Annotated in this window: 20 protein-coding genes; 10 read left to right on the top strand and 10 right to left on the bottom strand. The window is 67.6% G+C overall.

Going from position 1 to position 21609, the window contains the following annotated elements; all coding sequences use genetic code 11:
* Positions 1-35 precede the first annotated feature (35 nt).
* The 4 genes from JHC99_RS01955 to JHC99_RS01940 form a co-directional block, all read right to left on the bottom strand.
* A complete protein-coding gene (locus JHC99_RS01955) occupies positions 36-1568 on the bottom strand; it encodes an acyl-CoA carboxylase subunit beta (RefSeq protein ID WP_292151788.1) in 1533 nt (510 codons plus the stop codon).
* A gap of 79 nt (positions 1569-1647) precedes the next feature.
* The gene (locus JHC99_RS01950; protein WP_292151787.1) at positions 1648-2271 is read right to left on the bottom strand and encodes a TetR family transcriptional regulator; all 624 of its coding nucleotides are present in this window, start codon (positions 2269-2271) and stop codon (positions 1648-1650) included.
* Positions 2272-2586: 315 nt separating this feature from the next.
* Entirely contained in the window at positions 2587-3462 is an 876-nt protein-coding gene (locus JHC99_RS01945; protein WP_292151786.1) for a LysR family transcriptional regulator, read from the bottom strand.
* Between the two features lie 43 nt (positions 3463-3505).
* Positions 3506-4606, bottom strand: a complete 1101-nt coding sequence (locus JHC99_RS01940; protein ID WP_292151785.1) for a DUF2855 family protein — start codon at positions 4604-4606, stop codon at positions 3506-3508.
* Between the two features lie 185 nt (positions 4607-4791).
* Between JHC99_RS01940 and JHC99_RS01935 the strand changes: the two genes are divergently transcribed.
* The 4 genes from JHC99_RS01935 (at position 4792) to mmsB (ending at position 8877) form a co-directional block, all read left to right on the top strand.
* Positions 4792-6294: a CoA-acylating methylmalonate-semialdehyde dehydrogenase gene (locus JHC99_RS01935; protein WP_292151784.1), complete on the top strand. Its 1503-nt coding sequence runs from the start codon at positions 4792-4794 to the stop codon at positions 6292-6294.
* A 176-nt stretch (positions 6295-6470) separates the two neighbouring features.
* Positions 6471-7610, top strand: coding sequence for an isobutyryl-CoA dehydrogenase (locus JHC99_RS01930; protein WP_292151783.1), 1140 nt, complete (start codon positions 6471-6473; stop codon positions 7608-7610).
* Positions 7607-7933, top strand: a complete 327-nt coding sequence (locus tag JHC99_RS01925) for a hypothetical protein (RefSeq protein ID WP_292151782.1) — start codon at positions 7607-7609, stop codon at positions 7931-7933. Before JHC99_RS01930 ends, JHC99_RS01925 begins: the two co-directional genes overlap by 4 nt.
* A gap of 8 nt (positions 7934-7941) precedes the next feature.
* A complete protein-coding gene (gene mmsB, locus JHC99_RS01920) occupies positions 7942-8877 on the top strand; it encodes a 3-hydroxyisobutyrate dehydrogenase (RefSeq protein ID WP_292151814.1) in 936 nt (311 codons plus the stop codon).
* Positions 8878-9016: 139 nt separating this feature from the next.
* Here the strand turns inward: mmsB and JHC99_RS01915 are convergent, their stop codons facing one another.
* Positions 9017-11914, bottom strand: a complete 2898-nt coding sequence (locus JHC99_RS01915) for a pitrilysin family protein (protein WP_292151781.1) — start codon at positions 11912-11914, stop codon at positions 9017-9019.
* Between the two features lie 136 nt (positions 11915-12050).
* Between JHC99_RS01915 and JHC99_RS01910 the strand changes: the two genes are divergently transcribed.
* The 5 genes from JHC99_RS01910 (at position 12051) to JHC99_RS01890 (ending at position 16030) form a co-directional block, all read left to right on the top strand.
* Positions 12051-12470 (top strand): hypothetical protein, encoded by a 420-nt coding sequence (locus JHC99_RS01910; RefSeq protein WP_292151780.1) that lies wholly within the window; start codon positions 12051-12053, stop codon positions 12468-12470.
* A 43-nt stretch (positions 12471-12513) separates the two neighbouring features.
* Positions 12514-13071 carry a signal peptidase II gene (gene lspA / locus JHC99_RS01905; protein WP_292151779.1) on the top strand — a complete coding sequence of 186 codons (558 nt, stop codon included), beginning with the start codon at positions 12514-12516 and terminating at the stop codon, positions 13069-13071.
* 69 nt (positions 13072-13140) lie between these two features.
* A complete protein-coding gene (locus JHC99_RS01900; protein ID WP_292151778.1) occupies positions 13141-13716 on the top strand; it encodes a DUF3035 domain-containing protein in 576 nt (191 codons plus the stop codon).
* A gap of 129 nt (positions 13717-13845) precedes the next feature.
* Positions 13846-14298, top strand: a complete 453-nt coding sequence (locus tag JHC99_RS01895) for a PaaI family thioesterase (RefSeq protein WP_292151777.1) — start codon at positions 13846-13848, stop codon at positions 14296-14298.
* 115 nt (positions 14299-14413) lie between these two features.
* The gene (locus JHC99_RS01890; protein WP_292151776.1) at positions 14414-16030 is read left to right on the top strand and encodes an ATP-binding protein; all 1617 of its coding nucleotides are present in this window, start codon (positions 14414-14416) and stop codon (positions 16028-16030) included.
* A 60-nt stretch (positions 16031-16090) separates the two neighbouring features.
* Here JHC99_RS01890 and rplT read toward each other — a convergent pair whose 3' ends face one another.
* The 5 genes from rplT to JHC99_RS01865 form a co-directional block, all read right to left on the bottom strand.
* Positions 16091-16444, bottom strand: a complete 354-nt coding sequence (gene rplT, locus JHC99_RS01885; RefSeq protein ID WP_271146349.1) for a 50S ribosomal protein L20 — start codon at positions 16442-16444, stop codon at positions 16091-16093.
* Positions 16445-16579: 135 nt separating this feature from the next.
* Entirely contained in the window at positions 16580-16777 is a 198-nt protein-coding gene (gene rpmI, locus JHC99_RS01880; protein ID WP_131250811.1) for a 50S ribosomal protein L35, read from the bottom strand.
* A gap of 176 nt (positions 16778-16953) precedes the next feature.
* Positions 16954-18882 (bottom strand): S9 family peptidase, encoded by a 1929-nt coding sequence (locus JHC99_RS01875; RefSeq protein ID WP_292151775.1) that lies wholly within the window; start codon positions 18880-18882, stop codon positions 16954-16956.
* Positions 18883-19036: 154 nt separating this feature from the next.
* Entirely contained in the window at positions 19037-19558 is a 522-nt protein-coding gene (gene infC, locus JHC99_RS01870) for a translation initiation factor IF-3 (protein ID WP_271146351.1), read from the bottom strand.
* A gap of 174 nt (positions 19559-19732) precedes the next feature.
* Positions 19733-20707, bottom strand: a complete 975-nt coding sequence (locus tag JHC99_RS01865; RefSeq protein WP_292151774.1) for a glycosyltransferase family 9 protein — start codon at positions 20705-20707, stop codon at positions 19733-19735.
* A 62-nt stretch (positions 20708-20769) separates the two neighbouring features.
* On the opposite strand from JHC99_RS01865, the gene JHC99_RS01860 reads away from it, so the two are divergent.
* On the top strand, positions 20770-21528 hold the full coding sequence (locus JHC99_RS01860) for an alpha/beta hydrolase (protein ID WP_292151773.1): 759 nt from the start codon (positions 20770-20772) through the stop codon (positions 21526-21528).
* The last annotated feature ends 81 nt before the right edge of the window (positions 21529-21609 follow it).

Raw genomic sequence — 21609 nt, 5'->3', positions numbered from 1 at the left:
GGATGACGGTGAATGAGGGTGAGAGCGCGACATGCCTACAGCGGAATGTTGTCGTGCTTCTTCCAGGGATTGTCCTGGACCTTGTTCTTCAGCGTCCGCAGCGCGCGGATCAGCCGCCGCCGGGTCCCGTGGGGCATGATGACGTCATCGATGTAGCCGAGGCCGGCCGCGACGAAGGGGTTGGCGAACTTTTCTTTGTATTCGGCCTCGCGGGCGGCGAGCGCCTCGGGGTCGCCGGCCTCCTTGCGGAAGATGATCTCGACCGCGCCCTTGGCGCCCATGACCGCGATCTCGGCGGTGGGCCAGGCGTAGTTGACGTCGCCGCGCAGGTGTTTGGAGCTCATCACGTCATAGGCGCCGCCATAGGCCTTGCGCGTGATCAGGGTCAGTTTGGGCACCGTCGCCTCGGCATAGGCGAACAGCAGCTTGGCCCCGTGCTTGATGAGGGCCCCGTACTCCTGCTTGGTCCCCGGCATGAAGCCCGGCACGTCGACGAAGGTCACGAGCGGGATGCCGAAGGCGTCGCAGAAGCGGACGAACCGCGCGGCCTTTCGGCTGGAATCGATATCGAGAACGCCCGCCAGGACCTGGGGCTGGTTGGCGACGATGCCGACCGGCTGGCCGTCCAGGCGGCCGAAACCGCAGACGATGTTCCGGGCGAAATCGGCCCCGATCTCGAAGAAGTCGGCTTCGTCCACCGTCTTCAGGATCAGCTCCTTCATGTCATAGGGCTGGTTCGGATTGGCCGGGATCAGGGTGTCGAGGGAGGCCTCGTCGCGGTCGGGCGTGTCGTAGCTGTCGCGCACCGGCGGCTTCTCGCGGTTCGACAGCGGCAGGAAGCCGATCAGGCGGCGGACTTCGGACAGGGCCTCCAGATCGTTCTCGAAGGCGCCGTCGGCGACGCCGGACCTGCCCGCATGGACCTTGGCGCCGCCCAGATCCTCGTGGCTGACGACCTCGTTGGTGACCGTCTTCACCACGTCGGGGCCGGTCACGTACATGTAGGAGGTGTCCTTCACCATAAAGATGAAGTCGGTGATGGCCGGCGAATAGACGTCGCCCCCCGCGCAGGGGCCCATGATGACGCTGATCTGGGGGATGACGCCGCTGGCCAATGTGTTCTGCAGGAAGATGTCGGCGTATCCGGCCAGGGCCTCGACCCCCTCCTGAATCCGCGCCCCGCCAGCGTCAAACAGGCCGATAATCGGCGCGCCGGTGGTCAGGGCCATCTTCTGAAGCTTGACGATCTTGGCCGCGTGGGCGCCCGACAGGGAGCCGCCGAAGACGGTGAAATCCTTGGAGAAGACATAGACCAGACGGCCGCCGATGGTGCCGCGCCCCGTCACCACGCCGTCCCCGGGGATGCGCTGCTTGTCCATGCCGAACTGGGTCGAGCGGTGCTCGACGAACATGTCGGTTTCCTCGAACGAGCCTTCGTCCAGCAGGACGTCGATCCGCTCGCGCGCCGACAGCTTGCCCTTGGCGTGCTGGGCCTGGATGCGGGCCTCGCCGCCACCGAGTTTCGCGGCCGCGCGGCGCTGGTCGAGCTGTTCGAGGATGGACTGCATCAGGTTTTCCTACTTTGGAGTAGACTTATTGGCGGAACGGCGGCCTGCGGTCAATCTGTCGCGGCCTATCGGGCCCACCCTATCGAGGACGCACCCCTTCGGAGAAACTGTCCCACAGGCGTTCGGCGATCTCCTGGGGCGTCAGCTTGCCGTCCGGGGCGTACCACTGGGCGATCGAGTTCATCGCGCCCGAGATGGCGAAGGTGGACATCCGCACGTCGGCGGTGCGCAAGCTACCGTCGCGGACCCCTTCGCGCAGCAGGTCGCGGATGCGGGCGTCCACCTTGCGCTTGACCGCGCGCAGCCGGTCGCGGACGTCGGGGGTCAGCTCCACATCGGGGACGCGGTGCAGGCAGCGGCCAAAGACCGTGGTGGTGATTTCGACGTATTTCTGGACCACCTGATGCAGGCGCTCGCGGCCGTCGATGCCGGTGACCGCGCTCTCCTCGACCGCTTCCGAATAGGCGTCGAGCGCTAGGGTGAAACAGGCACCCAGCAGGGCCTGTTTGCCGCCCGCATAGTAGTAGACCGTGGGCTTTGACACGCCGAGGCGCGCGGCGATGTCGTCGATCGAGGTCGCGCCATAACCGTCCTGGACGAAGGCAGAGGCGGCGGCCGACAGCACGGCCTCGCGCTTGGCGTCCGGGTCGCGGGCGCGGCCTCCAGTCCAGGGATCGTCGTTGAGGGTGGAAACACTACTCATGGGTCAGATGGGTAGCATGGCTTGTCTCAATCCTCCACCGCACCGACGATCGAGAGCAAGGCCATCGCTTGAACTTGAAAGACGGGCGAGCCCAAAAAGGAATCCTTCTCCCCTTGCGGGAGAAGGTGGCTCGCGGAGCGAGACGGATGAGGGGTACGAAGACGCCAGACAGATCAGTGGGATTTCGCCCTCCTGTCGGACACCGGGCGTCACCCCTCATCCGTCAGGCTCCGCCTGCCACCTTCTCCCGCAAGGGGAGAAGGAAGGTGTTCTGACGGTCCCTTCTCGATGAAGCGATCGCCTGCGGGGGAGGATTCAATACGGCGACAGCCGTCCCACATTCGCGTCGCACAGCGCCTTGACCCAGCCGCGCACGGCCCGCAGGCGCGCGGTGTCGTGGACCTCGCGGTGGGTGCTGAGCCAGAAGCGGCGCTGGAGCAGGACGTCGGGCAGGACGCGCTCCAGACCCTCGGCCAGAAAACAGGGCAGGACGCCGACGCCGCCGCCGCCCGCGATGATGTCCCTCTGGGCCCGGATGGAGGATGAGGCCAGGTGCGGCGTCAGGCCGGGCTTGACCTCGTCCAGATAGCGCAGCTCGGGCGCATAGATCAGGTCGTCGACATAGCCGACGATGTCGTGGCCGCCGAGGTCGTCGATGCCGTTCGGCGCGCCGCGCTGCGTCAGGTATGCGGGGGCGGCATAGAGGGCCAGCTGATAGGGGGTCAGGGGCTCGACGATCAGGCGGGTGCTGTCGGGTGCGCTAAGGGTGATGGCCATGTCCACCTCGCGCCGGCTGGGCGACAGGAAGCCCGAACTGGCCGCCAGCTCGATCCGCAGTCCCGGGCGGGCGGCGTGCAGGCCGGCCAGGGCGGGGGCCAGGACAACGCCGCCGAACCCTTCGGACGCGCTGATCCGGACCGTGCCGGCCACGACATCGGGCTGGGCGATGCGGCCTGCGGCGTCCATGGCGGTCTCGGCCTCCAGCCCGACCTGAAGCAGCTGGGCGCCGGCGGCGGTCAGTTGCAGCCCCTGGGCCGAGCGGACCACCAGTGTCGATTTCAGCGCGCTTTCCAGCCGCGCCACCCGGCGACCGACCGTGGCGGCGTCGATGCCGAGCCGACTTGCCGCCCCTCCGAGAGACCCGGCCCGGGCGGCGGCGATGAAGATGCGGACGTCGTCCCAGTCGAACATTGTCAGATTGCAGCGGGGTTGCTGCGAGAATGCAAGCCTGATGTCAGGCGCGGAGGCGGACGACCGCGCCCTCGGCCGCATCGGCGCGGCCGTCGGCCAGATCGCGCACGACCCTGGCCGCCGCCTCCAGACCGTGATGTTCGACGATGCGGATCCAGGGCGAGGCCGGATCGACGACCCGCTCGAAGAAGGCGCGCTGGTCGGCGAAGAACCGGTCGTAGAAGGCCCGCAGCGTGCCTCGCTCCCGGTGCGTGTCCAGGCAGGTGGCGGCGAAGAAGAAGACCGGCCGGGGCCCTACCAGGTCGGGATCGTCGCCGGTGAAATCGTCGCTCTGGGTCGAACCGACGAGGCAGTCATATTTCAGGTCTGCGCCGAAATGGGCATGGACGCGACGCCGTAAGCCCGGATCGCCCGCCAGATCGAGATAGAGGGTCGGAACCCCCGTCTTCAGCATCTCGATCTCGTCATAGCCATAGACGGCGTCATAGGCGCCCAGTCCCTCGACGAAGGCCCGGTTGCGCGCACCGGTCAGGCCGATCAATCGCACCTCGTCCTCGACCAGACAGTGGGCCGATCCGTAGGCCGTCTTGGACGAGGCGCTGGACACCACCACCTGTTTCGCGCCGAAGAAGTCGTGGTCCCTGAGGAAATCCACCGCCGTATAGGAGGTGATGAAAAGGGGCCGGAAGATCGCCTCGGCGTTCTCCAGTTCGGCGGCATAGTTGGCATCGGCCGCGCACAGGACATAGCGGTTGTAGATGTCGGGCACCGCCTTTCGCCACGGCGCGGCGTCGGCGAATCCGCCCTTCGAGACCTTTTCGGCCTGGACCGTCAGGGTCTCCGCCATCGGGAAATAGCCGAAGACCCGGGCACCGACCTCAACGCCCTCGGCACGCGACGCCACCACATCGGCGAAGCCCCAGACGGGCATCAGGCCATGGTCGTCGCGTCCGGTCGGGAAGACCTTCCAGTAGCCGATGGCGTCGCCGTAGGCCGCATAGGTGATGTTGTTGGTTGTCAGCGAGAACCGGTCCAGCGCCAGCACGGCCTCGCCCTCGGCCAGGTCGGCGGCCGGGACGGCGTCGATCAGGGTGGCACCCGGATCGGATCTGAGCGTCATCAGGCGGTGGGCGGTCTGGGTCATCGGGCCTCTCCGGGCGTTTCCTCTGCAACCAGCCTAGCGAAGATTTCAGGTGACGCAGGAGAAGGATCGGCCACGCTGATCGCTGCGATTACGCGGACCTGTCACTGCAAATTTGCAATGCCGCCGCCGTCGTCGGCCTGCTAGACCAAGGCCAACGAACAGAACCGGTTTCAGGGAGCCTCGCCATGCGCGACATCAACCACTTCATCGACGGCGCGAGCTTCATCGGGGCCTCGGGGCGGTTCGCGGATGTGTTCAATCCCAACACGGGCGAGGTCCAGGCGCGGGTGCAGCTGGCCTCGGTGTCGGAGATGGACCGTGCCGTTCAGTCGGCCCAGGCCGCGTTCGAAGGCTGGTCCTCGACCAACCCCCAGCGCCGCGCGCGGGTGATGTTCGAGTTCAAGCGGCTGGTCGAGGCCAATATGCAGGAGCTGGCCGAACTGCTGTCGTCCGAGCACGGCAAGGTGGTCGCGGATTCCAAGGGCGACATCCAGCGGGGGCTGGAGGTCATCGAGTTCGCCTGTGGCATCCCGCATGCGCTGAAGGGCGAATACACCTGGGGCGCCGGCCCCGGCATCGACGTCTATTCGATGCGCCAGCCGCTGGGCGTGGTGTCGGGCATCACCCCGTTCAACTTCCCGGCCATGATCCCGATGTGGATGTTCGGCGTGGCCATCGCGGTCGGCAACACCTTCATCCTCAAGCCGTCCGAGCGCGATCCGTCGGTGCCGGTCCGACTGGCCGAGCTGATGATGGAGGCGGGGGCGCCCAAGGGCGTGCTGAACGTCGTCCATGGCGACAAGGGGGCGGTCGACGCCATCCTGGAACACACCCAGGTCCACGCCGTCAGCTTCGTCGGCTCGTCCGACATCGCCCATTATGTGTACCAGCTGGGTGCCGCCAACGGGAAGCGGGTCCAGGCCATGGGCGGGGCCAAGAACCACGGCATCGTCCTGCCCGACGCCGACATGGATCAGGTGATCAAGGACCTGTCGGGCGCCGCCTACGGCTCGGCCGGCGAGCGCTGCATGGCCCTGCCGGTCGTCGTTCCCGTCGGCAAGAAGACCGCTGATGAACTGCGCGAGCGGATGGTCGCAGAGATCCCCACCATGCGGGTCGGCGTCTCGACCGACGCGGGGGCCCACTACGGCCCCGTCGTCACCCAGACCCACCGCGACAAGATCGCCGGCTGGATCGAGACCGGCGTGCGCGAGGGCGCCGAACTGGTCGTGGACGGCCGCGATTTCTCGCTGCAAGGCTACGAGAAAGGCTTCTTCATCGGCCCGTCCCTGTTCGACAACGTCACGACCGAGATGGAATCCTACAAGGAGGAGATCTTCGGCCCCGTCCTCCAGATCGTCCGCGCCGCCAGCTTCGAGGAGGCGCTGAGCCTGCCCTCCAAGCACCAGTACGGCAACGGCGTCGCCATCTTCACCCAGAACGGCCGCGCGGCGCGGGATTTCGCCGCCCGCGTCAACGTTGGCATGGTCGGCATCAACGTCCCGATCCCGGTGCCGGTGGCCTATCACACCTTCGGCGGCTGGAAGCGGTCTGCCTTCGGCGACACCAACCAGCACGGCATGGAAGGCCTCAAGTTCTGGACCAAGGTCAAGACGGTCACGGCGCGCTGGCCGGACTCAGAGCTGGAGCACGCAGACAGTTCGTTCGTCATTCCGACGATGGCCTGAACCAAACGCCGTCACCCTCGGGCTTGACCCGAGGGCCGGACGTGGTGCGGGTGGTGAGCTGCCGGGTTCGCACAAACGATCGTGCGTCCCTTCGCTTCACCGCCTGCCGACGGTCCGATCCTCGGATCAAGTCCGAGGATGACGGCGGTGAATGAATGACGGAGTAGGACCGACACATGGACTTCGCCCTCAACGACGATCAGCGCGCGATCCAGGACGCGGCGCGCGCCTTTGCGCAGGACCTGCTGCTGCCGAACTCGGCGGAGTGGGACGAGACCAAACATTTCCCCGTCGACGTCATGCGTCAGGCGGCGGAGATGGGGTTCTGCGGCATCTACACGGGCGAGGAGCACGGCGGTCTGGCGCTGGGTCGGGTCGAGGCGGCGATCATCTTCGAGGAGCTGGCGCGGGGCGATGTGTCGGTCGCGGCCTTCATCTCGATCCACAACATGGCGACGTGGATGGTGGACCGGTTCGGGTCGGACGACCTGCGCGGCCGCTATGTCCCGTCGTTGACGACCATGGAGACCATCGCCTCCTACTGCCTGACCGAGCCGGGCTCCGGGTCGGACGCGGCGGCGATGCGGACCAGCGCGGTGCTGCAAGGCGACGAATGGGTCCTGAACGGCTCAAAGGCCTTCATCTCGGGCGCCGGGACGTCGGACGTCTATGTCGTCATGGCTCGCACCGGCGAGCCGGGCCCCAGGGGCATCTCGGCCTTCGTCGTGGACAAGGATGCGCCCGGTCTGTCGTTCGGGGCCCAGGAGAAGAAGATGGGCTGGAACGCCCAGCCGACCGCCATCGTCCAGTTCGACGACTGTCGCATCCCGGCGGCCAATCTGCTGGGCAAGGAGGGCGACGGGTTCCGCTATGCGATGATGGGTCTGGACGGTGGACGGCTGAACATCGCCGCCTGTTCGCTGGGCGGGGCGCGGCTGGCGCTGGAAACGGCGCAGGACTACGTCACGACCCGCAAACAGTTCGGCAAGGCCCTGGCCGAGTTTCAGAACACCCAGTTCAAGCTGGCCGACATGGCGACCGATCTGGAGGCCGCCCGTCTGATGGTGCTGCGCGGGGCCTGGGCCATCGACACCGATCATCCGGAAAAAACCAAATGGTGCGCCATGGCCAAGCGGCTGGCCACCGACGCCTGTTTCCAGATCGCCGATGAGGCCCTGCAACTGCACGGCGGTTACGGCTACCTGAAGGACTATCCGCTGGAGCGGATCGTGCGGGATTTGCGGGTCCACCGCATCCTAGAAGGCACCAACGAGATCATGCGGGTCATCACCGCGCGGGAAATGCTTCGCCAGTGAGCGACGTGGTCTGCGAGCGCGAGTTCAACACGACCATCGACGGCGTCGTTCGTTCGATCAAGGTGTCGTGGGATCGCCCGCAGCAGGATCGAGGTGATTGGCGCTGCGAGCACCGGATTGTCTGGCCTGATGGCACGGCAACAACGGGATACGGGGTGGGAGTTGATTCTGCCGGGGCTCTCTTGCTGGCGATGAAGCAGGTGTCGGCGATCCTGTATCTCACTCAGCCAGCGGTATTTCGCTACGAGCCTGACGATATTCTCGACCTGCCGATCTTGAGCAACGTGCAGGATTTGGAAGACGCCCGAACCAAGGGCCGCTGACGCAACTGATAGCGCCGTCCCAAGACGGCCACGGGAGGAACACCATGAAGATCGCATTCATCGGCCTGGGAAACATGGGCGGCGGTATGGCCGCGAACCAGGCGAAGGCGGGGCATGAGGTCGCCGCGTTCGACCTGTCGCAGGCGGCGCTGGAGCGTGCGTCGGCCGCCGGTTGCACGCCGGTCGCCTCGGTCGCCGAGGCGGTCAGGGATGCCGAGGTGGTCATCACCATGCTGCCCGCCGGGCCGCACGTGTTGAAGGTCTATTCAGAGCAGATCATCGGGGCGGCGCCGTCGTCGGCCCTGCTGCTGGATTGTTCGACCATCGACGTGGATACGGCGCGGAAGGTCGCGGGCCTGGCGACCGAGGCGGGCTATGTGTTCGCCGACGCGCCGGTGTCGGGCGGGACCGTGGCGGCCGACGCCGGGACCCTGGCCTTCATGGTCGGGTGCGACGAGGCCGAGTTCGCCCGCATCGAGGCTGCGCTGGAACCCATGAGCCGGGTCACCATGCGTGCGGGCGACCACGGCGCGGGGCAGGCGGCCAAGATCTGCAACAACATGATCCTGGGCATCACCATGATCGGCACCTGCGAGGCCGTGGCCTTGGCCGAGAAGCTGGGGCTGGACCCGGTCAAGTTCTTCGATATCGCATCGAAGTCGTCGGGGCAGAGCTGGAGCGTGTCGAGCTACTATCCCTGGCCCGGGCCGGTGCCGACGGCGCCGTCCAACCGCAACTATGACGGCGGGTTCGCCACGGCCATGATGCTCAAGGACCTGAAGCTGGCACAGGACGCGGCGGCCAAGTCGGGGGCCTCGACCCCGCTGGGGGCGCAGTCGGAGGCGTTATTCCAGTTGTTCGAGCGGCAGGGGTATGGCGGCCGGGACTTCTCCGCGATCCTGCAGATGCTGCGCGGGCAGCTCGAGGGCTTGCCGAAGGGCTAAAACTATCTCCGCTCATCCCGGCGAAAGCCGGGACCCAGTTCTTTCGTGAGGCAGTGCGCGGGATCGCGGACGTATTCAACCGGAAGCGATCATCGCCCAAATCACTGGGTCCCGGCTTCCGCCGGGATGAGCGAAAGATTTATTGAACCCCCAGCCCCGCCGACCCCAGGTCGAGCTGCGAGGACGGAATGACCACCAGGTCGGGGTGTTTGGCGCGCAGCTGGTCGACGAACAGCGACGACTCGCCGACCACCACGACATAGGCGCGCTCGGCTCCCAGCGTGGAGCGCGCCACCGCCTGAAGGCTTTCCGGCGTGGTCGCCTCGATCTTGCCGGCGTAGGCGGTGCTTTCGTCGAGCGGCAGGCCGTAGGTCACGGCGTCGGCGATGAAGCCGCCCAGGCCCCCGGTCGTCTCGATCCCGCGCGAGAAGCCGCCGGTCAGGAAGGTCTCGCGATCCTTGACCGCCGTCTCCGTGACCGGTTCGGTGACCAGCCGGTCGAGTTCGGCCAGGACCAGATCGACGACCTCGGACGCGCTTTCGTTCTTGGTCTGGGTGGTGGCGGTGAGCAGGCCGCCGTCGCGGCGCGCCGCGACTGAGGCATAGGCGCCGTAGCTCAGGCCCCGCTTGGCGCGGACCTCCTGGAACAGGTGACCGTTCTGGCCGCCTCCGATCACGGCGCCCGCGACCGACAGGGGATAGAAGGTCGGGTCGCCACGGCGCGGGCCGGGTACGGCCGCCGTGACCGCCGCCTGACCCGAACCGGGCAGATCGACGACGATCACCCGGGGCGGCAGGGGGGCACCGGCACGGGTCGGAGTGGTCGGAACCGCGCCGGACGGCTTGGCCCAGGACCCGAGCGTTTTCTCGGCGAAGGCGAAGCCCTCCTCTGCGGTCATGTTGCCGGTGATGATCAGGGCAGCGTTGTCGGGCCGCCACCAGCGCTGGTGCGAGGCCACGATCTCATCGCGGGTCAGGGCACCCAGCGAGGCGATGGTGCCGCCGGACGGCGCGCCATAGGCGGCGTCGCCGTAGGCCACGCGGGCCAGGACCTGGGACGCGATCGGGCCGGGCTGGCGCAAGGCGACGCGCAGGGCGTTGACGGCGCGGGTGCGCGAGCGTTCGACCTCTGCCGCCTCGAAGGTCGGGCGCTGGACGACATCGGCCAGGACGGCGCCCACGGCATCGGCCGAGGCAGTCGGGGCCGAGACGAACAGGCTGGTCGAATCCGCGCCCGCCCCGCCGCCGATGTTGGCGCCCAGGGCCTCAAGCGTCGAGGCGATCTCGGGGGCCGTACGGCCACCGGCACCCTGGGTCGCCAAGGCGGCGGTCATGGAGGCCAGGCCCGGCCGATCGGCGGGATCGCCCGCCGCCCCTCCATTGACGACCAGCTGGGCATTCATGATCGGCAGGTCGGTGGACCGGGCCACGATGACCCGCAGGCCGTTGGACAGGGTGCGCTCGGCGATCACGGGGGCCGCCATCGGCCGCGCGGCGCCGGGCGTCGGCGCGGCCTGGCGCTGACCTTCGGGCAGGAGTTCGTTGGGCGGCAGGATGGCCGGCGGAACGGTCAGGAAGGCGGGCATGGGGGCCGGGTTGCGCCAGCCGGTCTGTTCGTCAAACGCGGGCGTGCCGGCCGGGGCCTGGCTCTGGTCCAGATAGCGGGCGGAGACCCGGGCGTTCTCGTTCAGATAGGTGCGGGCGACGCGCTGGACGTCGGCGATGGTCACGGCCTTGATAGCGGCGATCCGCTCGTCGGCGGCCTTGGGGTCGTTCTGGGCGATCAGCACGCGGCCGAGGATGAAGGCACGGCCGGACGAGGTCTCGCGCTGGCGCAGGTCCGAGGCCAGGATCTCGGTCTGGGCCTCGGCGAGTTCGGTGGCCGTGATCGGTTCGTTGCGGATGCGGTCCAGTTCGAGGTTCAGCGCGACCTCGGCATCCTCGACGGCCTTGCCTTGCGCCACCGTGACCTGGGCCACGATCGATCCGGCCTCTTCCTGGCCCTGGGCGCTGAGGAAGGCGGAGGCCGCGAGCTGCTTTTCATAGACAAGCGCCTTGTACAGGCGCGAGCTCTCGCCGCGCGACATGACCGCCGACATCACCTCCAGCGCGGCGGTGTCGGGGCTGGCGTCGGCCACGCCCTGATAGATCGCGGCGATGGCCGGCAGGGGTACGTTGGGCGCATAGGCCACGACCGAGCGCGGGGCCGTGCGGGGCTCGACCGGGCGGCGGGCGAACCGCGGCACCGGGCGGCCGGGATTGTCGATGTCGGTGAAATACTGATCGACCCAACGGTCCAGCTGGGCCGGGTCGAAATTGCCGGACACGATCAGGGTCGCGGTCGCGGGCCGGTAGTAGGCTTCATGGAAAGCCAGGGCGTCGGGAAGCTGCGCCGAATCCAGCTCCTCGATCGAGCCGATGACCGAGCGGCGATAGATGCTGTCGTCGAACGAATTGTCGCCGATCACGAAACGCCCGAACCGGCCATAGGGGGGTGCCAGCACGTTCTGGCGCAGCTCCTCCTTCACGATCGACCGTTCGGCCTCGAACACGGCCTGATCGACGACGGGGCGCGCCATGCGCTCGGCGTGGGTCCACAGCATCTGCTCCAGATACTGGGGCGGGACGGTCTCGTAGTAGTTGGTGAAGTCCTGGCTGGTCGAGGCGTTGCGGGTGCCGCCGGCGTTCTCGACCATGGTCGAGATCATGCCGTAGGGCAGGTTGACGGTCTTGCGGCTGAGGATGTGCTCGAACAGGTGGGCGAAGCCCGAACGGCCTTGCGGATCGTCCTTGCCGCCGACGTCGTACCAGACCTGGATGGTGACGGTCCCGGCCGTCGGGTCGGGCATGGAATAGACGTTCAATCCATTGCCAAGGGTCCGGTGCGCATATTCCAGCGGCGGCGGCGTCAGGGCCTCCAGCCGGGCGGACGACTGTTGCGCGAGGGCGGGCGCGGCGAGACCCAGGCCCAAACCCAGATTCAGCGCGAGGACGGAGCAACCCACGGCGAGCGTGCGTGACAGGGCGGGACGGATCATGGGGGAACTCCGAAGGCAACGGTCGCCGACCGTAGCAACGCAGGGCCGCGCGCAAAGTTACGTCGCCGTAATGTTTGATGTCGCCACGGATTTCGGGGCGGCTGGCCTCGCCGGGAATCGAGCGGTATCCTGACGCATGACCCTGCGAACACTGCGAGACCTGCCCGGCGTCGATGATCTCGAGCTCAAGGCGCTGATGAAGCCACGCTTCGCCGATCCGGATGTGCCGGAGGGCCGGGACGAGATCGACGCCCTGTCCATCGCCATCTTCGGCCTGTCGCTGGATGCGGCGGAGGCGACCGTGCGCCCCGACGACTGGGACGGGATCGAGACCCTTGCGCCCGCGGACATGTCCGAGGCCTTTGAGGCCGAGGGATGGGACGTCACCGACAAGCGCAGGAAGCCCCTGCGCCTTTTGCCGCATCTGGCCCTTCCGCTCGCGCTGGCCCTGCGCGGTGTCGCCGGCGAACTGCCGTTCCATGCCGAGCCGGCGCAGGAAAAGTCGGACTGGGGCTCCAGCCTGGCGGCCGACGCCAAGCGGTTCACCAGGCGCTAGTGGTCTGGTCGCGCCGCGACGGCCCTGCTAACCAGCACGCCGCATGACAGTTTCGACCCCGACCCCGCGTCTGAATATCCCCCGCATCGCCTGGGCCGCCTATGGTTTTGCCCTGGTGGTCATCGTCCTGGACCAGCTGACCAAGGCCTGGCTGCTGGGTGCGGCGGGGGTCGATGACATTCGTATGGTGCCGGAAGGCTATCTTTTCGGGGTCGTTATCCCGGGCGTTCTGAAATTCACATTCGTCCAGAATCAGGGCGTCAGCTTCGGCCTGTTCGGCGGGGGCGAGGCGCGCTGGCTGCTGAGCGTCTTTTCCGTCGCGGTGGCGGCGGGTCTGGCCTGGTGGGCGACCCAGGCGGACCGGCGGTTGCTGATCACCGCCATCGGCCTGGTCATCGGCGGGGCGCTGGGCAATGCGATCGACCGGATCCGCTTCGGCTGGGTCATCGATTTCATCGACTTCTCGTCGACCGGCCTGTTTCCCTGGGTGTTCAATGTCGCCGACAGCGCCATCACGGTCGGCGTCGTCCTGTTGATCCTCGACAGCGTCCTGTCCGAGCGAAAGACGCCTGCGGTTGGCGCGGCCCACGAAAAGGCGTAATCAGCCGCTCTTTGCCTTTTCGATCTGCATAGCCCGCGTCAGTCGGGTCCGGAACCGAAGCGAACCATGATGACCACCGCAACCTTCGTCCGCACCGGGATTGTGTCCCTGCTGGCCGTGTCCGCCCTGTCGCTGGGCGCCTGCCAGGGGATGCGCCAGTCGATCGGCCTGACCAAGGTCGTGCCCGACGAGTTCGTCACCGTCTCGACCGCCCCGCTCAGCGTGCCGCCTGAATATGGCCTGCGCCCGCCCTCGCCCGGCCAGCCCCGGCCCCAGGAACTGGCCCCCGAGAGCGCCGCGCGTCAGATCCTGCTGGGTCAGCGCCAGTCGATCACCCGCACGCCGGGCGAACAGGCTCTGGTCACCGCCGCCGGTGCCGACCGCGCCGACCCCCTGGCCCGCTATGTCGTCGACGACGAGTTCGGCGACCTGACCCACAAGGAAGAGAGCTTCGCCAACCGCGTCATGTTCTGGCGCAAGGACGACGCGGCCTCCCAGGCCCCGACCACGGCCCAGACCTCGTCCGGTGCCGTGACCATCGACGCCGCCACCGAGAACGCCCGGCTCCAGGCCCTGACCGGCAACACGTCGGGCATCGCGATCCAGCCGCGCCGCTCCAGCGGGTTCAAGCTGCCGGGCTTGTAAGCCTCAGGGCGCTACCGTTCGCGCGGCGGTGTCTCACGGCTTGAGCGCAGGCTGGCACGATATCGCTTGCCACCAGCAGGTGCGTCCTTATTGTAAACGGACTTGACGTTTCCTCTCCGGAGCGAGCCCGTGTCCGAATCCGCTGCAGCCGATATCGCTGCCCTGTCGGGGATCGCCCAGTTGCGTCTGGCGATGTCGGGGGAGGGCGAGATCGCGCCAATCGCCGAGACGGTAGGGTTCTCGCTGATCGAGGTCGAGGAAGGCCGGGTCGTGTTCGAGGCCACGCCGACCCGCGCCGTCTATAATCCGCTGGGCACGGTCCACGGCGGCTGGATGGCGACGGTGCTCGATTCGGCCTGCGGCTGTGTGGTGCATTCGATGCTGAGCCCCACCCAGGCCTATACGACGCTGGAACTCAAGACCGTCTTCCACAAGGCCCTGACGGCCGGCACGCCGGTGCGGGCCGTCGGCCGCATCGTCCAGATGGGCCGCCGCGCCGCCTTTTCCGAAGCCGACCTGCGCGGCCTGGACGGCAAGCTGTACGCGACGGCGACCTCGACCTGTCTGGTCATGGAGCGGTAGGCGTCTCGCCCGGTTGATCCCCGCCCGATTTCACCGAACTGCCACGAAACCTTCGTCTCCGGCAAAGCCGCCATTAAGTTGGGGCCCATAGGCTGAGGGGGAACAGGGAGGGTGCATGGCCAGGATTGGGGACTACGTCGAGGCGATCGCCCCCGTCGCGCCCGATGCGCCGGGTGCCCTGGTCTTCGATCGCTTTCAGTCGGAACCCAACACCCTCGCCATCGCCGTTGTCGATGAGGAAGGCCGGCCCCTGGGCCTCATAGAGCGCAACGCCTTCACCTTGAGGATGGCTGCGGAGTTCGGCCGCGCCCTCTACGCGCGTCGCCCTGCTCAAAGTCTGATGGACGCCGATGCGCGGGTGGCCGAAGCGGACACCAGCGCCGACATCTTCTTCCAGACCCTGGACGACGCCGAGCTGGGTGCCCTGCTGGGCGGCTTCATCGTGGTTCGGGACGGTCGATATCTCGGTGTCGGGTCGGCCCTGCATCTGATGCGGGCCGGCGCGGCCCTCTATCGTCAGCGCGCGGCGGAAATGGAGGCCCTGAACCACAACCTCGCCGTGGCGGAATCCGAAGCGTCCGCGTCCAGCCGCGCCAAGTCCGAGTTTCTGGCGGTCATGAGCCATGAAATCCGCACGCCTCTGAACGGGGTGCTGGGCGTCGCGGCCCTGATGGAGCGCAAGCTGGAACAGGCGGAGCTGCAGCCCTATGTCCGCACCATTCTCGACTCAGGCGAATCCCTGCTGCGGCTGCTGACCGACGCCCTGGACATGTCGCGCGCCGGGGCCGGGATGATGACGCTGGATCTCGAACCGGTCGATCTGGTCGCCCTTGCCGGGGATCTGGATCGCCTCTGGCGCGCGCGGGCCGAGGAGAAGGCGCTGCGGTTCCAGGTCCTGACGGACGTCGAGGATTGCGACTGGATCATTGCCGACGGGATGCGTCTGAAGCAGATGCTCAACAATCTGATCGGCAATGCGCTCAAGTTCACCGAGGCGGGGGGCGTCACCGTGTCCATCGCGGGCCGGACGGTCGCGGGCCGCGTCGCGGTCGAGATGACGGTGGACGATACGGGACCGGGCGTGCCCGAAGGCGCCGCCGCCAACATCTTCCAGCCCTTTAACACCGGAGCCGCCAGTCGGTCGGGAGCCGGTGCCGGACTGGGTCTGGCCATCTGTCGCCAGATCGCCGAATCGATGGACGGTTCGATCGTGCTGGAAGAGGCGCCCGGCGGCGGCGCGCGCTTCCGGGCGGTGGTCGTCCTGAACCGCGCCGACCCGGACCGCCGCGACGGTCGCGAGGAGCGCGCGGAGCCGACACCACACGAGACCGTCCATGTCCTGGTCGTCGACGACAACGCCACCAACCGGTTCGTCGCCTGCAACCTGCTGGAGATGTTCGGGGCCACGGCCGAAACCGCGCACAACGGCCGCGAGGCCGTCGAGGCGGCCCGGGTCGGAGCATTCGATCTGATCCTGATGGACATCAAGATGCCCGTCATGGACGGGGTCGCCGCGACCCGGGCCATCCGAAGCCTCGGCGGCCCGGTCGCGTCCGTGCCGATCATCGCCCTGACGGCCAACGCCGATGAGCGCGACGCCTCGACCTATCTTGCGGCCGGCATGGACGGGGTCGTCCAGAAGCCGATCCAGCCCGACCTGTTGCTGGACGCCATGCGACGGGCGCTGTCGCGCGACGCCGAGGCCTCCGACACGGCCAGGGTCGCGGCCTGAATCGAAAACGCCCGCCCCGGAGACCGGGACGGGCGTTTCAGATCGGTAGACCGAACAGTCTTACGCCAGGGCGGCGCGGACCTTGTCGGCGATGGCCTTGAAGCCGGTTTCATCGGCGGCGATCGCGGCCAGGACCTTGCGGTCCAGCTCGATGCCGGCCAGGCCCAGGCCATGGATGAACTGCGAGTAGGTGAAGCCTTCCTGGCGGGCGGCGGCGTTGATGCGCTGGATCCACAGGGCGCGGAAGTTGCGCTTGTTCGTGCGGCGGTCGCGATAGGCGTATTGCCCCGCGCGGTCGACGGCGGCCTTGGCCGTGCGGATGGTGTTCTTGCGGCGACCCGAGAAGCCCTTGGCCTGTTCGAGAACCTTCTTGTGGCGGGCGTGCGATACGACGCCCCTTTTTACGCGAGCCATGATGTTTTTCCTTCGGAAGGGGCCCTGATGCGCGCGACCCAAATCTTGAAAAGCGGGGCGCTTGCTGCTTGAGGGCCGCCTGATTTCTGTTCAGTGCGACGATGCGGTGTGGAGGTCAGTGCTGCTGCGCTACGCTTACGCGTAGGGCATGTAGGACTTGATCTTCTTGGCGTCGGCGTCGGCCATGACCTTGGTGCCGCGGTTCTGACGGATGTATTTGGAGTTGTGGCTGATCAAGCGGTGACGCTTGCCCGCAACGCCGGACTTTACCTTGCCCGTCGCAGTGAAAGAAAAGCGCTTCTTGGCGCCCGACTTCGTCTTCAGTTTCGGCATTTTCACTCTCATCTTGAGGGGGCTACCGCCCTTCGGGCTACTTGAGCCCAAAGTTGAGTTTCCCGGTTCGAGAACCGCCAAGGCATGCCATTAGCCCGGCGGTTCGTAGGCGAAGGCGCGGCTAGTAGGCGAAACCACCCGCAAAGGCAAGCCGAGTCTGGCTCACGGCCCCGTTTCTAGCGCGCCGGATTGTTCGCCTCCAGGAACCGAACAGTCTCGGTGAGCATCCGGGTGCGGGTGTCGGCGCGCGAAAGCCAGTGATCCTCGCCATCCAGTTCGATGAACTCATGCGGCTTGCCTGCGCGACGCAGGGCGCTGGCCATGGACCGGCTCTGGGCGATCGGCACCACGACGTCGTCGCGACCATGGATCAGCAGGATCGGCGCGTCGGCCGAGGCGGCCTGACGGGCCGGAGAGCGGGCGTCCATCGACCGGTCACCGGGGCCGTCGCCGCCCATGAACCGGTTCCAGTAGCGCACGGTACTGTTGTCGCGTCGTTCGCCGCGCTCGGCGGCATAGGCGACCATGTCGCGCAGGTCCGCCACCCCCGCCACCGAAACGGCGCAGCGATAGACGCCTTTGTCCAGGGTGGCCCCGGCCAGCGCCGCATAGCCGCCGTAGCTGGCACCGACGATGCAGACGCGCTCTGGATCGATGATCCCCTGGGCGGCGAGATGGCGCACCCCGTCCGAAAGGTCGGTCTGCATCTTGCGGCCCCATTCGCCGTAACCGGCCTCCATGAAGGCCTGGCCGTATCCGGTCGAGCCCCGAAAATTGACCTGAAGCACCGCATAACCGCGCGAAGCCAGGGCCTGGGACCACCAGTCGAATCCCATGACATCGCGGCTCGCCGGCCCACCGTGGGCGAGCACGACCAGGGGCAGGTTGCGCGCTGCTCCGCCGGGTGGCGTGGTCAGGTAGCCATGGAGGTCGAGGCCGTCGGCGGCCTTGAACTGGATCGGCTGGATCGAAGCCACCTGTTCCGGCGCGATGTCAACGTAGGCGTGGCCCACCGATCGGAGCTCCCGCGTGTCCAGGTCAATCAGCCGATAGGCCCCGGCATCCCCGGGCCCATTGGTGTAGACCACGGCGGTGCGCAGGTCGTCGCTCCAGCTCACCAGCTCGGGCGCGACCCCTGGCAGGGACTGTTCGATACTGGCCCACAGCAGCCCGGCGGCCTCGTCGGCGAAGACATACCGCCGCCCCGTGTTCTCCAACCGACTGGCCCCTATCATTCGCCGCGTCACCGGGTGGAACAGCAGATCTTCCGGATCGAACTCGAACCTTACGGGCCGCCAGGCGCCGGTGGCCATGTTCACGTCGAAGAACTCGGCGTCCTCGCGGCCTTCGCGGTGCAGGTCCGGGCGGTCTGCGGCGACGATCACGCTCTCGCCGGTCAGGCCCAAGCCGATCAGGGCGGGCTGATCCAGCGGCGCGGAGACGCGCCAGGTCTCGTTGAACCGGCTGCCCTGGCGCAGCAGCAGGCTCCAGGTTCGGGACCGTTCGTTGTAGACACTGCGGGCCAAGCTGCGGCCACCGTCGTCCAGGATGAAGTCGTCGGTGTCGCGCGTCATGCTCTCGGCCAGGCGAGCCCCGCCCGTGTCCGGATTGACGCGATACAGGTCCAGCGCGCCCGGTGCCTGGAACGAATGGGCCCGGACATAAAGGTCGGGCCGGTCTTCGCCGGGTCGTATGCGCACAGCACTCAGAAGGGCGGGGAACAGGGTGCGGGTGGCAGCCAGCATCCGCACCACCCGGCGGTTGGGCAGGTTGAAGACCTGGCCCATGTACAACTCGTTCTTGTCCAGGCCGATCTGGGGTAGGCTTTCGGTGCTGGAGGTGGTGATCAGCACCCGCTCCTCGTCGATCCACTCCACGTCGCGGACCTTGGCCGCGCCGACGCTGATAGCGCCCAGGCCGCGGTTCGTCGTCAGATCGATGGTGGCCAAGCGGCGCTCTTCCCCGACCACGGTGATGAAGGCAAGCCGGTCGCCGGACGGCGACAGTTGCACCAGTTCGGTCGCCGGCAGGGCCCCATAGGCCGATAGCGGTGGAGGCGCAGGCTGCTGTGCCAGGACGGGTCCGGCCCCGAGGATCGCTGCCATCGCCAGACACAGCGAAGCCCTTCGCGACAGCCGACCCATCATCCCCGAACTCCCCCGCTACTCGGGCGCAACCGTAACGCGCGGCGGGTGACCCGCAAACGAAAAACGCCCCGGCGTGGGCCGGGGCGTTGGGGTCTCGGACGGTAATCCGGCCCTACTTCGGGGCCAGGATCATGATCATCTGGCGGCCTTCCATGCGGGGTGCATATTCGACCTTGGCGATCTCGTCGAAGTCGGCCTGGACCTTGTTCAACAGCTTCATGCCCAGTTCGGGGTGGGCCATCTCGCGGCCGCGGAAGCGAAGCGTCACCTTGACCTTGTCGCCCTCGTCGAAGAAGCGGTGCATGGCCTTGGCCTTCACCTCATAGTCGTGAACGTCGATGTTGGGACGCAGCTTGATTTCCTTGAGCTCGACGACCTTCTGGCGCTTCCTGGCCTCGGCCTTCTTCTTCTGCTCCTGGAAACGGAACTTGCCGTAGTCGAGGATCTTGGCCACCGGCGGTTCGGAGGTGGACACGATCTGAACCAGGTCCATGCCTGCCTCTTCGGCGGCTTCCAGCGCTGCGGACGTCGGCATGACGCCCTGCTTTTCGCCGTTCTGATCGATGAGCAGAACGCGCGGCGCGCGGATATCGTGGTTCATGGGGGGGCCATCCTTGACGGGCGGCTGGTTCATCGGACGGCGAATGAGCGTCGTTTCCTTGTGTGGACGAAAAGGGTCTGAAAGGTCTGAATAGTCTGAAAGTCGGTCGTGCAGGGGTCAGCGCGCGGTCTGGCGCCGCGTTCCCCAAGGGGCGCTATATGCGCTTGAAGACGCCGATTTACAAGGCGGACCGGTGGGCGATCGGCCTCACCTCGCGCCTTCGCCCGCGCCGATGAAGTCATCGTGCAGGGCCAGGACGGCGTCGAACACATGATCGACGCTCAGGTCCTCGATCGGGGCGAACTGGCCGCGCGTCTCGTTGGAGGCCACGGTGCGGGTGCGCGGGCCCCACGGGCCGTAAAGCCACCACTCGGTCGGACCGAACAGACCCAGTGTCGGCCGGCCCAGGGCGGCTGCGACGTGCATCAGGCCGGAATCGTTGCCGACGAACAGGGCCGCCCGGTCGATCGCGGCGGCGGAGGCCAGTATGTCGCCCTTGCCGACGAAGTCGATGGCGCGGTCTCCGGCCGTCTCGAGGGCCGGGGTCGCGGGCGGCCGGTCGCCGGGGCCGCCGACGGGCATGAAGCGCCAGCCGTCGAAACGCGGCTCGGCCATCAACCGCGCGACCAGCTGGCCCCAGCGCTCGGCGGGCCAGCTCTTGCCAGGTTGATGGGCGATGGGGGCGAGGGCGAGGATCGGGCCCGGCCCTGGGCCCATCGCCCGTTGCGGGTCGATGACGGCGGCAGCCTGTGCGCGCGCCTGATCGTCCAGCCAGATCTCCGGATCGAGCGGCACGTCCGATCCGATAAGGCGCGAGACCATCTCGACCTTGCGCAGGCCGGTCTCCCACGAGCGGTTGTAGATCACGCGGCGCTTTGCCGGGATCAGATAGCTGAGTGCCGAGCCCCGGATGTCGATCACCAGGTCCCACTGGGTCCCGACGACCTGTTTCCACAGGTCCAGCCAGTGGCCGGCGGCCTTCTTCTTGTCGAGCACGATGGTGCGGACCACGCCGGGCGCGGCGCGGAAGAAGGGGGCGGGGGGGCGACCGGCCGCGACGGTGATCCGGGCGCCCGGCAACTGGCGGCTGATCTCGCGGATGATCCCGGACGAGATCACACAGTCGCCGATGCGGTTGGAGGTTACGAACAGGACTATCGGTGCGCGGGGCGTTGCGGGCATGGTGCGCTCATACGCGAGCCGCGACCGGATCGCCAACCGCGCCGAACTGGACAGGACCCGACTTGACCGACGCCGACAACGACGACGCCCACCGCTTCATCCGCCGGCCGGACGGCGAGACGCTGGCCTACAAGCAGGTGTCGGGGGAGGGGCCGACGGTGATCTGGATCGGCGGCTTCCGGTCGGACATGGAGGGGACCAAGGCCCTGGCGCTGGAGGCGGCGGCGAAGGCGCGGGGGTGGGCCTTCCTGAGGTACGATCATTTCGCCCATGGCCGGTCCAGCGGGGACTGGAAGGCGGCCACCATCGGGCGGTGGCGCGAGGACGCGGTGGCGGTGATCGACAGCATCCCGGGGCAGGTGGTGCTGGTCGGGTCGTCGATGGGCGGGTGGATCGCCCTGCTGGCGGCGCTGGCGAGGCCGGACGCGGTGGCCGGGCTGGTGCTCGTCAATCCGGCCCAGGATTTCACCGAACGGCTGATGTGGCCGGGGCTGGCGGATCATGAACGGCAGGCGATCCTGAGAGACGGGGAAACGGTGGTGGTCGAAGAGGGTCTGGGCGCCTATGCCCTGACCCGGACCATGTTCGAGGAGGCGAAGGGCTGGATGTTGCTGGACGGGCCCATCGGCATCGCGGCGCCGGTCCATATCCTTCAGGGCCGGGCGGATGCGACCGTGCCCTGGACCCACGCGATCGAACTTGTCGAGCGGCTGAAGGGCGGCGATGTGCGGCTGGACCTGATCGAGGGCGGGGATCACCGGCTGTCCACGCCCGCCGATCTCGACCGGCTGGTCGAGGCGGTCCACGCTATCCGAGGATGACTTCGCGCCGCTCGCGGGCGCTGCGAAGGCCGGCGTCGATGACGCGCATGGTCAGCAGGGCTTCTTCGGGCGGGACCGGGT

The sequence above is a fragment of the Brevundimonas sp. genome (genome assembly GCF_016463485.1).
Lineage (GTDB): Bacteria > Pseudomonadota > Alphaproteobacteria > Caulobacterales > Caulobacteraceae > Brevundimonas.
Note: the sequence above shows the minus strand (reverse complement) of the source record. Positions and strands in the feature narration are given on the sequence as shown.

Excerpts from the sequence above, each read along its gene's own strand:
- JHC99_RS01940 (WP_292151785.1), bottom strand. The coding sequence starts at position 4,606 with ATGACCCAGACCGCCCACCGCCTGATGACGCTCAGATCCGATCCGGGT.
- JHC99_RS01910 (WP_292151780.1), top strand. The coding sequence starts at position 12,051 with ATGACCCTGCGAACACTGCGAGACCTGCCCGGCGTCGATGATCTCGAG.
- JHC99_RS01865 (WP_292151774.1), bottom strand. The coding sequence starts at position 20,707 with ATGCCCGCAACGCCCCGCGCACCGATAGTCCTGTTCGTAACCTCCAAC.
- rpmI (WP_131250811.1), bottom strand. The coding sequence starts at position 16,777 with ATGCCGAAACTGAAGACGAAGTCGGGCGCCAAGAAGCGCTTTTCTTTC.
- JHC99_RS01890 (WP_292151776.1), top strand. The coding sequence starts at position 14,414 with ATGGCCAGGATTGGGGACTACGTCGAGGCGATCGCCCCCGTCGCGCCC.
- JHC99_RS01915 (WP_292151781.1), bottom strand. The coding sequence starts at position 11,914 with ATGATCCGTCCCGCCCTGTCACGCACGCTCGCCGTGGGTTGCTCCGTC.
- rplT (WP_271146349.1), bottom strand. The coding sequence starts at position 16,444 with ATGGCTCGCGTAAAAAGGGGCGTCGTATCGCACGCCCGCCACAAGAAG.
- JHC99_RS01950 (WP_292151787.1), bottom strand. The coding sequence starts at position 2,271 with ATGAGTAGTGTTTCCACCCTCAACGACGATCCCTGGACTGGAGGCCGC.
- JHC99_RS01875 (WP_292151775.1), bottom strand. The coding sequence starts at position 18,882 with ATGGCAGCGATCCTCGGGGCCGGACCCGTCCTGGCACAGCAGCCTGCG.
- JHC99_RS01930 (WP_292151783.1), top strand. The coding sequence starts at position 6,471 with ATGGACTTCGCCCTCAACGACGATCAGCGCGCGATCCAGGACGCGGCG.
- infC (WP_271146351.1), bottom strand. The coding sequence starts at position 19,558 with ATGAACCAGCCGCCCGTCAAGGATGGCCCCCCCATGAACCACGATATC.
- JHC99_RS01900 (WP_292151778.1), top strand. The coding sequence starts at position 13,141 with ATGACCACCGCAACCTTCGTCCGCACCGGGATTGTGTCCCTGCTGGCC.
- lspA (WP_292151779.1), top strand. The coding sequence starts at position 12,514 with ATGACAGTTTCGACCCCGACCCCGCGTCTGAATATCCCCCGCATCGCC.
- JHC99_RS01955 (WP_292151788.1), bottom strand. The coding sequence starts at position 1,568 with ATGCAGTCCATCCTCGAACAGCTCGACCAGCGCCGCGCGGCCGCGAAA.
- JHC99_RS01935 (WP_292151784.1), top strand. The coding sequence starts at position 4,792 with ATGCGCGACATCAACCACTTCATCGACGGCGCGAGCTTCATCGGGGCC.
- JHC99_RS01945 (WP_292151786.1), bottom strand. The coding sequence starts at position 3,462 with ATGTTCGACTGGGACGACGTCCGCATCTTCATCGCCGCCGCCCGGGCC.